The following is a 13183-nucleotide window of genomic DNA, read 5'->3' on the forward strand; positions in this document are numbered from 1 at the left end:
AAGGCTGCTCCTACAGGAGTCTGCGCAAGGCCCGAAATGGGGAATCGGGTCAGGCCAGTGCCGCCTGCATTTCTTGGGCCTGTTGCCGCAACGCCTGGCAAAACGGCTCCACCGCCGCCGACGCCGGCCGGTGGTCCGGCCTGATCAGCATCACCTGATACGGCACCGACACCCGCAACCGCCGGATCGGCAACCCGCCCTGCGCCGCCTCCAGGCCGCTCAGCGGGTTGATGATCGCCACCCCCAGGCCTTGCCTGACCATGGCGCACACCGAGGCAGCACTGGTGGTCTCGATGACCGTGCGGCGGTTCACCCCTGCCGCGCGAAAGTGCTGGTCCAGGCGCTGCCGGTAAGTGTCCAGGCTGGCCAGGTTGATGAAGTCGACCTCGTGGAAATCGCTCAGCTCCAGCTCGGCCCTGGCCTGCAACGGGTGCCCGTCGGGCAGCACGCACACCATGTTGGCGCTGAACAGCAATTCGCCGTAGGCGCCACGCGGTATCTGTTCTACCTCGGTCAGGCCCAGGTCATGCTGCTGGGCAACCAGCGACTCCTCCAGCAACGGCGACTCCTGCGCCAGGATACTCACGCTCACGCCCCGGTGCTGCTGGTGAAAGCGCTGGCAAGCCTTGGGCAGCAAGGTCTGGGAAAACAGCGGCAGGCAGGTAATGGCCAGCCGGCCCTGCTCGAAATTGCGGATGGCCTGGGCAAAGCGGTCGATGCGCTCCAGCCCTACGTAGGCCCGTTCAACCTCCTCGATCAACAGCAGCGCCTGGGCCGTCGCCACCAGGCGGCCACCTTCGCGCTCGAACAGGTTCAGCCCGGTTACCTGCTCCAGCCGCGCCAGTTCGCGGCTGACGGTGGGCTGCGAGGTGAACAGCAGGCGCGCCGCACCGGTGACGCTGCCAGCGGCCATGATGGCGCGGAACACTTCGATATGGCGGACGGACAGTTTCACGGGCAACACCTGGCAAGTCGGTAATGGTCATATCAGATATGAATGGCTGACAGAAAAATAGCTATTTTTCTGAATTCCTGCTTTGGCTCATTCTCGTGGCCTTCCTTTTATGAGTAGCGCCACCATGACTGCACCCTTCACTCTTCTGGCCGAGGCTGTCCGCCAGCACGGCTCGCCGCTGTGGGCCTACGACGCCGGCACCATCGCCGAGCGTGTCGAACAGCTGAAGGTGTTCGAAACCGTGCGCTTCGCCCAGAAGGCCAACCCCAACCTGCATGTGCTGCGCCTGATGCGCGCCCACGGCCTGGTGCTGGACGCAGTGTCGCTGGGCGAAATGGAGCGGGCCTTTGCCGCGGGCGCCAGCGTGGATGGCGACCCTGCCGGCGTGGTGCTGACCTGCGACGCGCTGGACCGACCGACCCTGGAGCGGGTGGTGGCCTCGAAGATCGAAGTCAACGCCGGCTCCATCGACATGCTGCGCCAACTGGGTGAACGCTCGCCCGGCCATCGCGTGTGGATCCGCATCAACCCCGGCTTCGGCCATGGCCACAGCCGCAAGACCAACACCGGCGGCGAGAACAGCAAGCACGGCATCTGGCACGAAGAGCTGGGCGAAGCGCTGGCCTGCGTGAAAACCCATGGCCTGCACCTGGTAGGGGTGCACATGCACATCGGCTCGGGGGTGGATTACCAGCACCTGGAGCAAGTGGCCCGCTCGATGATCGAGCTGATCGGCCGCCTGGGCGTGGACATCGAGGCGTTCTCCATTGGCGGCGGGCTTTCCACCCCGTACCGCAGCAGCGACAAGCCGGTCGACCTGCAACGCTACGCCCGGACCTGGGCCGTGGCCCGCAAGGAAATCGAAGCGATGCTGGGCCACCCCGTGCGCATGGAGATCGAGCCAGGGCGCTTCCTGGTGGCGGAATCGGGCTACCTGGTGGCCGAGGTACGCGCCGTGAAGCAGGTGGGCCGCAATACCTTCGTCATGATCGACGCCGGTTTCAACGACCTGATGCGCCCAGCGATGTACGGGGCCTACCACCGCATGACCCTGCTCGACGCCGACGGCCAGCCGGTTGACCGCCCACGGCAGCCGACCGTGGTGGCCGGGCCGCTGTGCGAGTCGGGTGATGTGTTCACCCAGGATGACCAGGAACTGACCCCGCACGACCTGCCCCAGGCGCAGGTGGGTGACCTGCTGGTGATCCACGACGCCGGGGCCTATGGCGCGTCGATGTCATCGAACTACAACAGCCGGCCGTTGCTGCCGGAGTTCCTGATCGAGGATGGAGCGCTACGGATGATTCGCCGCAGGCAGACGGTGCAGGACTTGCTGGGCCTGGAGGCGGGCATCTAGATACCGTTTTTCAGGCAGATTGCCCAGCGCGTTGGGCTGCGCTGCCGCGTAGAGAACTGAATTCGCAAGCGGTACGCGTACCCTGTGGGAGCGGCTTTAGCCGCGAAGAATCCAACGCGGTACATGGCACCGGCTATGCCGGTGTTCGCGGCTAAAGCCTCCCACAGGTACGGCGCCGGGCTCGAGGGCAGTGCCTACTTGTGGGGGTTTACCCGCGAAAGGGCCGGCCCGGGCAACACATCAGCTGGTGACCTGCCCCACCATCCATTGCCCTGCCCCACACAATCCGGGTACCCTTTTTCTTCCTCCCGGCCTCCCCGGCCATACACCGCCCAGGCATGACTCCATGATCATTCGCCAAAGTATCGCTGCAGACCACCCGCAACTGCTCGATATCTGGCTGCGCGCCGTGCGCGCCACGCACCACTTTCTGCAAGCGTCCGATATCGACGCACTGCTGCCGCAATTGCGCGACGTCTACTTCCAGGCCGTCGAGCTCTGGGTCGCGGTTGACACCGAAGACCGCCCGCTGGGCTTCATCGGTTTCAATGGCAACCACGTGGAAATGCTCTTCGTCGCCCCCGAGCGCCACGGCCAGGGCATAGGCCGCGCGCTGCTTGATTTCGGCCGCCAGAAGCGCAGCGCGATGAGCGTCGATGTCAACGAGCAGAACCCGCAGGCAGTGGGGTTCTACCGGCATTACGGCTTCATCCAGACCGGCCGCTCACCGCTGGATGGCGAAGGCCGGCCGTTCCCCTTGCTGCATATGAGCTTGCCTGCTCAGGCTTGATTTTCGGGACGACTTTGCGCCCCTGCTGCTGATACAAATTCGCGAGACAGACCAAAGGTATGAACCCGACGCGTTATACCACCGTGGCAAAGGACTTGATGGAAGGCATCGCCAGCGGCCGCTACCCGGTGGGCAGCCTGCTGCCGACCGAGTTCGAGCTGTGCGACCTGTACGATGTGAGCCGACACACGGTGCGCGCGGCGATCAACCAGTTGCTCAACCAAGGGCTGGTATCGCGGCGCAAGCGCGTAGGCACCCGGGTGGAGGCCAGCAGCCCGCGCGGTGGCTACTCGCAGTCACTGGCCAGCGTGGCGGACCTGGCGCACCTGGCGGAAACGCAGCAACGGGAAATCCAGGACGTGCGCCACTTCGTCGCCGACCTGAGCGAGGCGGCGCGGCTGGGGCTGGTACCGGGCGAGCACTACTTCTGCGTGTCGAGCATCCGTGTCGACCGCGTGCACAACGCGGCGCCGCTGTGCTGGACCGATGTGTACGCGCAGCGCGACCATGCCGAGGTCATCGAGATGGCCCGCGAGCACCCCGACCAGCTGATTGCGGGGCTGATCGAGCAGCACTATGGCCGCGCGATCGCGGTGGTCGACCAGCAGGTGCGGGCAGTGTTGCTGAGCGCGGAAATGGCCCGGGTGCTGAAGGCCGAGGCAGGCTCACCGGGGCTGAAGATCATTCGCCATTACCGCGAGGAAAACGGCGACCTGATGGCGGTGTCCGAGACGGTGCACCCGGATGACCGCTTTACCCTGGTTAGCCAGATGCGCCGCGACCGGTCGCCTGGCTGATCAAACCAGCGCCATGCTCGATATCCCAAAACTTGCGCGATCCCTGTAGGAGCGGCCTTGTGTCGCGAAAGGGCTGCGCAGCAGCCCCGGCAATTTATGCACCTGCGCGGAAATCCTGGGGCTGCTGCGCAGCCCTTTCGCGACACAAGGCCGCTCCTACAGGGATCGCGCATGCCTGTAAGCAGTGGCCAGGTTTACCTCACATGTCCAGCACCCGCTCAGCCTCCACCAACTGCTGCCCCCGCACCGTGGTCACCCGATGGTCTCGCGCCAGCAAGGCATAGATCGTCGGCAGCACAAACAGGGTAAACAAGGTCCCCACCAGCATCCCGCACACGATCACTACCCCCAGGCCAAAGCGGCTGTTGGCCCCGGCACCGCTGGCGAACAGCAGTGGCAGCACGCCGAAGGTCATCGCCGCCGTGGTCATCAGCACCGGCCGCAGGCGTATCTGCGCGGCGCGGACGATGGCGGCGGCACGGTCGAGGTTGTCACGCACCTGGATCTCGTTGGCGAACTCCACCATCAGGATGCCGTGCTTGCTGATCAGGCCGATCAGGGTCACCAGGCCGATCTGCGTGTAGATGTTCAGCGTGGCCCAGCCCAGCGCCAGCGGCAGCAGCGCACCGCAGATCGACAGCGGCACGGTCACCAGGATGATCAGCGGGTCCACCAGGCTTTCGTACTGCGCGGCCAGCACCAGGTAGATCACCACCAGGGCGGCGAGAAACGCCCACATCAGGGCAAAGCCCTCCTGCACGTACTGGCGCGACTCCGATTGCCAGTCATGGCTGAAGCCAGGTGGCAGTTCGGCGGCAAGCTGTTCGAGAAATGCCACGGCATTACCCATCGACACACCGGGCGCCGGGATCGCCTGCAGGGTACTGGCGTTCTGCTGGTCGAACTGCAGCAAGCGGTTGGGCGCCACTTCGATGTCCAGGTGCACCACCGTGGCCAGCGGCACCAGGGTGCCGTTTTCGGCGCGCACGTACTGGCGGTTCAGCGCTGCCGGCGTCAGGCGCTGGTCCTGGATGCTTTGCGGGATCACGTCGTAGGAGCGCCCGAACAGGGCGAAGCGGTTGAGGTACTGTTCACCCACCAGCACACCCAGCGACTCGCCGATGGCCTGCATGCTGATGCCCAGGCTGGCCGCCTTGGCGCGGTCGATGCGCACCTTGACCACCGGGTTGTTGTAGTCGAGGTCGCTGTCCACCACGCTGAACAGGCCGCTGTCGCGGGCGCGCTGCTTGATCATTTCCATGGTCTGGTACAGCTCGGGGTAGTCCTGTGCGCTGCGCAACACCATCTGCACCGGCAAGCCACCGCTGGAACCCGGCAGCGAGGCCACCTGGAAGACGAAGATGCTGCTGCCCTCGATGTCCGCCACGGCCTGCTGCAACTGCGCCTGCACCTGCGCGGCGGAACGCTCGCGGGCCTGCCAGGCGCTGAGGTTGATGCCGCCGAAACTGGCGGCCGGGCCGTCGGTACCGTTGATGATCCAGGTGTCGGTGGTTTCGGCGAGGGACTTCATCACCTGGTCCAGCTTCAGGGCAAAGCGCTCCACATAATCCAGGCTGGCATGCTGCGGCGACTTGATGGCCGTCAGTACCGCCGCCTGGTCCTCGGGCGTGGCCAGTTCGCGCTGCGGCAGCAGGTACAGCCAAGGCAGGCTCAGGCACACCACAAGCGCCACACCACCACTGATCCAGCGATGCGACAGGGTGTAGGCGAGTACTCGCCCATAGGCCCCGGTCAGCATGCCGAACAGGCGGTCGGCCATGTTGGCCATGGCGCCATGCTGCTGGCCGGGTTGCAACAACAGCGAACTCATCACCGGCGACAGGGTGAGCGCGACGATGCCCGACACGATCACCGCCCCCGCCAGGGTCAGGGCAAACTCACGGAACAGCGTGCCGGTCAGCCCGCCCATCAAGCCGATCGGCGCGTATACGGCGGCCAGGGTCAGGGTCATGGCGATCACCGGCCCGGCGATTTCCCGCGCCCCGGCCAGCGCCGCGGCAATCGGCGACTTGCCCTCTTCGATATGACGGTGCACGTTCTCCACCACCACGATGGCATCGTCCACCACCAGGCCGATGGCCAGCACCATCGCCAGCAAGGTCAGCAGGTTCAGGCTGAAGCCGAACAGCAGCATCAGGCCCGCCGCACCGAGCATCGACAGCGGGATGGCCACCACCGCGATCACCACGCTGCGTAGTGAGCCCAGGCACAGCCAGATGACCAGCACCACGATCACCATGGCCTCCACCAGCGTGCGCAGCACCTCGTCGATCGAGGCGTCGATGAAGCGTGCGGTCTCGTAGGCCAGCGCCACCTCCACCCCGGGTGGCAGGGTCTGGCAGATCTGCGGCAGCAGCTGGCGAATACCCTCGACGATCACCAGCGGGTTGCCGGTCGGGGTGGGGAACAGCCCCAGGTGCACGGCGGGCTTGCCGTCCATGGTGGCGCTGGTCTGGGTGGCCGCCGCGCTCAGCTCGACGGTGCCGACATCGCGCAAGCGCACCAGGTCGGTGCCATCGTTGCGGATGATCAGCTCGCGGAAGTCCTCGACCCGGGTCAGGTCGGTGTCCACCTGGATATCGGCCAGCACGTACTGCCCACGCACCTGCCCCGGCGTCGCCTGGTAGTTGTTGGCACGCACCGCCTGTGCCACGTCGGCAGCCGTCACCCCGCGCCCGGCCATCTGTTCGCTGTCCAGCCAAAGGCGCATGGCCAGGCGCTGCCCGCCGAACGACTGCACCTTGGCCACACCGTCGATGCCGGAGAACTGCGGTTCCACCACCCGCGACAGGTAATCGCTCAGTTCGGGTATCGACAAGGTTTCGCTGGCAAAGCCCACGTAGGCCACCGCCGTGGAGTCACCTGCCGACAGCTCCACCACCGGGTCGTAGGCCTTTTCCGGCAGGCGATAGCGCACCTGGTTGACCTTGGCCATGGTCTCGGCAAGCGCCTGGGTCGAATCGCGGTTGAGCACCATGCGCAAGGTGATCAGGCTGCGCCCCTGCTGCGACGACGAGGACAGGTAGTCGATGCCTTCGACCGACGACACCGCCTGGGTGATCGGCTGGGTCACGAAGCCTTGCATCAGCTCGGCAGAGGCGCCCGGGTACTCGGTGCTGATGGTGATGGTGGAAGTTTCCAGCAGCGGGTACTGGCGGATCGGCAGCTTGCCCATGGCAAACAACCCCAACAGGATGATCAGGCTGCTGACCACCAGCGCCAGCACCGGGCGGCGGACAAAGAGGTCGGTGAACTTCACGATTGCCGCCCTCCCTGGCTGGCCTGCAGGCTGTCCTGAGCCACTGGCTCGACCGGCATGCCGTCGCTCAGTTTCAACTGGCCGGAAACCACCACCTGGTCACCGGGTGCCAGGCCTGAGGTGATCTCCACCCGCCTCTGCCAGCGCTCACCGGTAGTCACCCGCACCCGGCTGACCCGGGTGCCCTGTTCAGGGTCCCGGGTAGCGACGAACACCGTCTGCCCGTAGGCGGTGTAGGTGATCGCGGTTTCCGGCACGGCCAGCACGCTTGACGGCTGCGCGGCATCCAGGCGCACGCCGGCGTACATACCCGGCTGCAACTGCCCGCCCGGGTTCGGCAAGGCCGCCTGCACCTGCACCAGGCGCGCCTTGCTCACCACCGGGTCCACCGCGACCACCCGGGCCTGGAAGTCCTGCCCGCGCACCGCATCCACCGTCAGCGCCAGCAGTTGCCCCACGTGCACTTCGGGGGCGGCTTGTTCGCCCAGGGAAAAATTGACGTACAGCTGGCTGATGTCGGCCAGGCTGGCGATGGTCTCACCGGCACTCAGGTACTGGCCCTGATGCACCCGGCGAATGCCGAGCTTGCCGGCAAACGGCGCGCGAATTGCCTTCTGCGCGATCAGCGCCTCGACATGCTGCAGCTCACCGCTGGCCACGTCCACGGCGGTGGCCGCATTGTCGAGCAGTTCCTGTGACACGGCGTTCACCGCGCGCAGCTTGCGGCTGCGCTGCAGCACCACTTCGGCATTGCGCAGCCTGGCGCGCAACTGCACGCGCTGGGCCTGCTCCGGGGCATCGTTCAGCTGTACCAGCAACTGCCCTGCACTCACCAATTGCCCCGACTCGAAAGCGATGCGGGTGATGCGCCCCGCAGTCTCGGCCGCCACCTGTACCTGGTTGACCGCCTCCAGCTCCCCCGAAGCAAAGTTCTGCCGTGCCAGTTGCACTTGCTCGGCCGTGGCCAGCGCCACCTTGGTCGCCGGCCATGCCGCCGCAGCCGGCGGCGCCGAGCCACTGCCGACCAATGCATAGGCAGCGGCCAGCACACCTGCAACAGCGCCAGCCCAGGCCAGTAACGTCCTTTTGTTCATGCAGTGCTCCGATCATCAGGGAAAGCGGTTGCGGGGAAGATCGGGCAGGACTATAAGAGCTCGAGTTAACTTGAGGTCAACAGGCATGGCAGCGGACAACACACGGATGCTAACGGTAGGGGAAGTGGCCAAACGCAGCGGCGTGGCGGTTTCTGCGCTGCACTTCTACGAGACCAAGGGGCTGATCGCCAGCGTCCGTACGGCGGGTAACCAGCGCCGCTATCCTTCACTGGTTCTGCGCACGCTGGCTATCATCAAGGTGGCGCAGCGCACGGGTATTCCGCTTGACGAGATCAAGCAGGCCTTCAGCCGCTATGCGCCCAACAGCAAGCTCACGGCAGCGCAATGGGGCGAGATGTCGACCGCCTGGCGCGAAGACCTGAACGCCCGCATCCGCACCCTGGAAGCGTTGCGCGACAGCCTGGACAACTGCATTGGTTGCGGCTGCCTGTCGCTGGAAGATTGCCCACTGCGCAACCCCGAGGATGTGCTGGGCAAGGAAGGTACCGGGCCGCGGATTCTGGAGAAGAAGGCCCGATAGCCCGTCACCGGGTTTATCCACGCATCGCGTACCCTGTAGGAGCGGCCTTGTGTCGCGAAAGGGCTGCAGAGCAGCCCCAGCAATTTATGCATTTCGGCTGAGGTCCTGGGGCTGCTCCGCAGCCCGTTCGCGACACAAGGCCGCTCCTACAAGGGACCGCCTGCCCCATAAAGTTCAGTCGCCTTTGCCCAACACATACCGGTCGAAATGCTCGATGTGCTCGTCCAGGTTGTCCTCGAGCATCATCCGGTATTGCTCGCAGAAATACTTCAACAGCTCCTCCCGCGCGGCAGCCAGTTCCGCACTGGTCTTGAAACTGCGGGCGCTCATCCAGGCATTGAAGCGCGAGGCGCCGAAGGTCAGTGAGGCGCTGACCTTGCCCAGGTCTTCGATTTTCTCGATCTGCTGGTTCGCCAGTTCGATATGCGCATCCGCGCGGTCATAAAAAGCCTGATCGGTAGCTTGTGTCATTGCGGTTTACCTTGCTGCAGCATTCAAGTTGAGTACCCGCGAAAAATTGTACCCCGTACGCGTGAACCTGTATTGAGCCGCACAGTCTTAGCCGAGCCCTTAATTCGGCCTTGCCGCCGCCATTCACCAGAGCCATTCACCCCATGCGCCACGCAGTCCGTCGCTCCCCCTTTGTCTCGCTCTGCCTCATTCCTTTTTTCCACCTGTTCGCCAACCCCGCCCATGCCAGCGGGGAAAGGCAACTGGTGGCAGCCATCAACGACTATCGCACCCAGCCACAGCGCTGCGAGCGGCGCATTATCCGGGGCTCGACGCCGCTGGTGCTGAAGCCGAAACTGGCGTTGCCGGTCGGCTACGGCGGGGCATTGCGGGAAGGATTGAAGGCTGCGGGTTATCAGGCCGTGAAGGTGCGGGCCATCCGCCTGGTCGGCGCGCAAGATGCCGAGGAGGCCTTCGACATGCTGCGCAGCGACTACTGCACGGCGCTGCTCGATAGCCAATATGCCGATATCGGTGTGAGTCGCTCACGCAACGAGTGGCGGGTGCTGCTGGCTCGGCCCCTGCTCGATGCCCAGCTTGGCGATGGGCGATCGGCAAGCAGAGCGTTGCTGGCACAGGTGAACGCTGCACGGGCGAAACCACGCCTGTGTGGTCGCAAGCGCTTTGCCGCTGCACGCCCGCTGGCCTGGAACACCGCCCTGGGAACGGCGGCGCAGCGCCACAGCCGGGCGATGGCCAACGACAATTTCTTTGCGCACCGCGACCTCGACGGTGATCTACCTGCGGATCGGGCATGGGATGCCGGCTACCGTGGGCGGCAGATCGGCGAGAACATTGCCGCCGGCCAAGGGTCACCGAGCAAGGCGATGGCAGGCTGGCTGGCCAGCCCCGGGCATTGCGCCAACCTGATGAACCCGATGTTTACCCAGGTGGGTGCGGCCTTTGCCGAGAACTCGCGTAGCGATAACGGCGTGTACTGGACGATGCTGTTCGGCGCGCCCTGACTGACTCAGGCTGCAGACCCCGAACGAGCCGCCGTTCAGACTTGCAGGCCACCCCGCGGCCAGCCGCAGACGCCGGGGCTGGCCTGATGGATGCCCTACAGCACTTCGAACAGCCCTGCCGCGCCCATCCCGCCGCCAACACACATGGTCACCACCACGTACTTCACCCCGCGCCGCCTGCCCTCCAGAAGCGCATGCCCGACCATCCGTGCACCGCTCATGCCGTAGGGGTGGCCGATGGCAATGGCACCGCCATTGACGTTCAGCTTCGCAGGGTCTATCTGCAAACGCTGGGCACAATACAGTACCTGGCAGGCGAACGCTTCGTTCAGCTCCCACAGACCGATGTCGTCCACGTTCAGGCCATGCTGGTGCAGCAACCTGGGCACCGCCAGCACCGGGCCGATACCCATTTCCTCAGGAGCCAGACCGGCCACGGCGATACCGCGATACAGCCCCAGCGGCGCCTTGCCCGACCTTGCGGCCAGTGCGCCTTCCATCAGCACGCAGGCACTGGCGCCATCAGACAGCTGGCTGGCATTGCCGGCCGTCACGCAGCCGCCTTCGACAACTGGCTTCAGCCCTTGCAGGTCTGCCAGGGTGGTCGCCGGCCGGTTACCTTCGTCCTGGCTGAGGCAGACTTCCTCATGGCTCACTGCACCGGACAGCTTGTCGACCACCTTCCTGCGTGCCGAGACGGGCACGATTTCATCGGCAAACAACCCCGCCGCCTGCGCCGCTGCAGTGCGTTGCTGCGACTGCAAGGCGTAGGCGTCCTGCGCTTCCCGGCTGATGCCATAGCGGCGGGCGACAAACTCGGCGGTTTGCAGCATCGGCATGTAGGCGTGTTCGCTCACTCGCAGAACGGCAGGGTCATAGGCCTCGCTGGCCAGCTGGTTGTGCACCTGCTGGACCAGGCTGATCTGCTCCTGGCCGGCGCCGATGGTCACCTGCATACCATCGACAATGATCTGCTTGGCCGCTGTAGCGATGGCCATCAGGCCCGACGCACACTGGCGGTCGAGGGTCTGCCCGCTGACCGATTGCGGCAAGCCGGCAGCCAGCGCCGACAGTCGGCCAGGGTTGATCGCGGCGGTACCACTCTGCATGGCGGTACCCAGCACCAGATCCTCCACCTGCGCCGGCTCGATACCAGCCCGCTCGACGGCTGCCCGAATGGCGACGGCAGTCATGCTGGGGGTTTTCAGGTCGTTGAAGGCGCCACGCATGGCTTTGCCGATGGGTGTGCGGGCAGTGGCTACGATCACGGCGTCTTTCATGGTCGAAATTCCTCGGGGAGTAAAGGCTGCAGTTCGCTCAACACCTGCCGCAAGCGGGCAGGCACCGGGACCGGGCGTCGGCCCTGCCGGTCGACGAATACATGGACGAAGCGTCCGGTGGCGCAAGCCAGGGATTGGCCCTGGATGAATACGGCCAACTGGTACTGCACCGAGGTGTTGCCCAGCCGGCTTACCGCCAAGCCCACCTCGATGCCCTGCGGAAACGCTACAGGCGACTGGTAGTCGCAGGCCGAACTGACCACCAGCGCAATCACCGCGCCATGGTGGATATCCAGTCCGCCCTGCTCGATCAGCAGGCGGTTCACGGCGCTGTCGAAAAAGCCGTAATAGACCACGTTGTTCACGTGCCCGTAGGCGTCATTGTCATGCCAGCGGGTGGCGATTGGCGTGTAGTGCCGGTAGTAGTCACGTTGCCGATGCACACTCATCAGTAGGCAGCCTCGTAGATGGCCAGTGCATCGGCCTGGGTGACTTCACGCGGGTTGTTGACCAGCAGGCGCTGCTGTTGCATGGCATCTTCTGCCAGTTGCGGCAGGCGATGGCGCGGAACATCGGCATCACGCAGCCGCCCAGGCAAACCGCAGCGGGCGCCCAGCGCGGCCAGTTCCTCGACGAACTGATCAGCCTGCCGGTACAGGTCGCCAGGCTGCAACCGTGCGCCCAACAGGGGCACCGCCAGCTGGGCATAGTCCGTCACCGTCACGGGCAGGTTGAAACGCAGCACATGCGGCAACACCAATGCATTGGACAGGCCATGGGGAATGTGGAAGTGCCCACCCAACGGATAAGCCAGCGCGTGCACCGCCGCCACCGGGGCATTGGCAAACGCCTGGCCGGCCAGGCAGGCGCCCAGCAGCATGGCCTGACGCGCATCCAGATTGCCGCCATTGTGCACGGCCTGATCCAGGTTTTCCGCCAGCAGCCGCAGCGCCTCGCGCGCCAGCAGGCTGGACAGCGGGTTGCGCTTGAGGCGGCTGGTATAGGCTTCGATGGCATGCACCATGGCATCGATACCGGTTGCGGCGGTTACTGCCGGGGGCAGGCCGAGCGTGCAGACGGCATCGAGTACCGCCAGGTCCGGCAGCAGCAGCGGCGAGACGATGCCCATCTTGCTGGTGGCGCCGGTGGTGACGATGGCGATCGGCGTCACCTCCGAACCGGTGCCGGCCGTGGTCGGCACCTGGATCAACGGCAGGCGTCGGCCCTTGGCCTTGTCCATGCCATAGAGTTCGGCAAGCGGCTGGTTGCAGTCGCGGTGGGCCAGCAGCGCGACCAGCTTGGCAACATCCATCGAACTGCCGCCGCCAAAGCCCACCACCAGGTCGGCACCGATATGCCGGGCCCGCTGGGTGGCTGCCAGTACACAAGCTTCGCTGGGGTCGGCGGTAACCTCGCTGAAGATCGCCACGCCGACCTTGGCCGTCGTGAATCCCGGTAGCAGATCATCGAGCATGCCCAGGCGGGCGATACCGGGGTCACTGACGATCAGCACGCGCCGTGCGCCGCGCTCGCGGCACAGAGTGGCAAGGCGCTGCACCGCGCCCGCTTCGCAGAGGATCTGCCCGGTAGTGGCAAAGCTGAAAGGCTGCATCT

12 protein-coding genes are annotated in these 13183 nt (G+C 65.3%); 5 read left to right on the forward strand and 7 right to left on the reverse strand.

Features of this window, described 5'->3' with window-relative positions:
* Positions 1-49: 49 nt before the first annotated feature.
* A complete protein-coding gene (locus tag WM94_RS24310; RefSeq protein WP_061552298.1) occupies positions 50-955 on the reverse strand; it encodes a LysR family transcriptional regulator in 906 nt (301 codons plus the stop codon).
* Between the two features lie 124 nt (positions 956-1079).
* Between WM94_RS24310 and lysA the strand changes: the two genes are divergently transcribed.
* The 3 genes from lysA (at position 1080) to WM94_RS24325 (ending at position 3899) form a co-directional block, all read left to right on the forward strand.
* Positions 1080-2312 (forward strand): diaminopimelate decarboxylase, encoded by a 1233-nt coding sequence (gene lysA / locus WM94_RS24315; protein WP_061552299.1) that lies wholly within the window; start codon positions 1080-1082, stop codon positions 2310-2312.
* Between the two features lie 346 nt (positions 2313-2658).
* On the forward strand, positions 2659-3102 hold the full coding sequence (locus WM94_RS24320) for an acetyltransferase (RefSeq protein WP_061552300.1): 444 nt from the start codon (positions 2659-2661) through the stop codon (positions 3100-3102).
* A 59-nt stretch (positions 3103-3161) separates the two neighbouring features.
* Positions 3162-3899, forward strand: coding sequence for a GntR family transcriptional regulator (locus WM94_RS24325; RefSeq protein WP_061552301.1), 738 nt, complete (start codon positions 3162-3164; stop codon positions 3897-3899).
* Between the two features lie 199 nt (positions 3900-4098).
* On the opposite strand, the gene WM94_RS24330 is transcribed toward WM94_RS24325, so the two are convergent.
* A complete protein-coding gene (locus tag WM94_RS24330; RefSeq protein WP_061552302.1) occupies positions 4099-7179 on the reverse strand; it encodes a MexW/MexI family multidrug efflux RND transporter permease subunit in 3081 nt (1026 codons plus the stop codon).
* Entirely contained in the window at positions 7176-8273 is a 1098-nt protein-coding gene (locus WM94_RS24335; RefSeq protein ID WP_061552303.1) for an efflux RND transporter periplasmic adaptor subunit, read from the reverse strand. The genes WM94_RS24330 and WM94_RS24335 overlap by 4 nt, the downstream gene beginning before the upstream one ends.
* Before the next feature lie 85 nt (positions 8274-8358).
* Here WM94_RS24335 and soxR point away from each other — a divergent pair, with 85 nt between their 5' ends.
* Positions 8359-8814 carry a redox-sensitive transcriptional activator SoxR gene (gene soxR, locus WM94_RS24340; RefSeq protein ID WP_039614512.1) on the forward strand — a complete coding sequence of 152 codons (456 nt, stop codon included), beginning with the start codon at positions 8359-8361 and terminating at the stop codon, positions 8812-8814.
* Positions 8815-8988: 174 nt separating this feature from the next.
* Here soxR and WM94_RS24345 read toward each other — a convergent pair whose 3' ends face one another.
* Positions 8989-9285 carry a DUF3144 domain-containing protein gene (locus tag WM94_RS24345; RefSeq protein ID WP_015269483.1) on the reverse strand — a complete coding sequence of 99 codons (297 nt, stop codon included), beginning with the start codon at positions 9283-9285 and terminating at the stop codon, positions 8989-8991.
* A gap of 143 nt (positions 9286-9428) precedes the next feature.
* Between WM94_RS24345 and WM94_RS24350 the strand changes: the two genes are divergently transcribed.
* Positions 9429-10289 (forward strand): CAP domain-containing protein, encoded by an 861-nt coding sequence (locus WM94_RS24350; protein ID WP_061552304.1) that lies wholly within the window; start codon positions 9429-9431, stop codon positions 10287-10289.
* A 95-nt stretch (positions 10290-10384) separates the two neighbouring features.
* On the opposite strand, the gene WM94_RS24355 is transcribed toward WM94_RS24350, so the two are convergent.
* The 3 genes from WM94_RS24355 to WM94_RS24365 are packed head-to-tail and all read right to left on the reverse strand — an operon-like array spanning position 10385 to position 13181.
* On the reverse strand, positions 10385-11569 hold the full coding sequence (locus tag WM94_RS24355; protein ID WP_061552305.1) for an acetyl-CoA C-acyltransferase: 1185 nt from the start codon (positions 11567-11569) through the stop codon (positions 10385-10387).
* Entirely contained in the window at positions 11566-12018 is a 453-nt protein-coding gene (locus tag WM94_RS24360) for a thioesterase family protein (RefSeq protein WP_003260181.1), read from the reverse strand. Before WM94_RS24360 ends, WM94_RS24355 begins: the two co-directional genes overlap by 4 nt.
* The gene (locus WM94_RS24365) at positions 12018-13181 is read right to left on the reverse strand and encodes an iron-containing alcohol dehydrogenase (RefSeq protein WP_031325707.1); all 1164 of its coding nucleotides are present in this window, start codon (positions 13179-13181) and stop codon (positions 12018-12020) included. The genes WM94_RS24360 and WM94_RS24365 overlap by 1 nt, the downstream gene beginning before the upstream one ends.
* Positions 13182-13183 lie beyond the last annotated feature (2 nt).

This window comes from Pseudomonas sp. ABFPK (assembly GCF_001586765.1).
In the GTDB taxonomy this organism is placed as follows: Bacteria; Pseudomonadota; Gammaproteobacteria; order Pseudomonadales; family Pseudomonadaceae; genus Aquipseudomonas; species Aquipseudomonas asiatica.

Excerpts from the sequence above, each read along its gene's own strand:
- lysA (WP_061552299.1), top strand. The coding sequence starts at position 1,080 with ATGACTGCACCCTTCACTCTTCTGGCCGAGGCTGTCCGCCAGCACGGC.
- WM94_RS24320 (WP_061552300.1), top strand. The coding sequence starts at position 2,659 with ATGATCATTCGCCAAAGTATCGCTGCAGACCACCCGCAACTGCTCGAT.
- WM94_RS24325 (WP_061552301.1), top strand. The coding sequence starts at position 3,162 with ATGAACCCGACGCGTTATACCACCGTGGCAAAGGACTTGATGGAAGGC.
- WM94_RS24335 (WP_061552303.1), bottom strand. The coding sequence starts at position 8,273 with ATGAACAAAAGGACGTTACTGGCCTGGGCTGGCGCTGTTGCAGGTGTG.
- soxR (WP_039614512.1), top strand. The coding sequence starts at position 8,359 with ATGGCAGCGGACAACACACGGATGCTAACGGTAGGGGAAGTGGCCAAA.
- WM94_RS24345 (WP_015269483.1), bottom strand. The coding sequence starts at position 9,285 with ATGACACAAGCTACCGATCAGGCTTTTTATGACCGCGCGGATGCGCAT.
- WM94_RS24350 (WP_061552304.1), top strand. The coding sequence starts at position 9,429 with ATGCGCCACGCAGTCCGTCGCTCCCCCTTTGTCTCGCTCTGCCTCATT.
- WM94_RS24355 (WP_061552305.1), bottom strand. The coding sequence starts at position 11,569 with ATGAAAGACGCCGTGATCGTAGCCACTGCCCGCACACCCATCGGCAAA.
- WM94_RS24360 (WP_003260181.1), bottom strand. The coding sequence starts at position 12,018 with ATGAGTGTGCATCGGCAACGTGACTACTACCGGCACTACACGCCAATC.
- WM94_RS24365 (WP_031325707.1), bottom strand. The coding sequence starts at position 13,181 with ATGCAGCCTTTCAGCTTTGCCACTACCGGGCAGATCCTCTGCGAAGCG.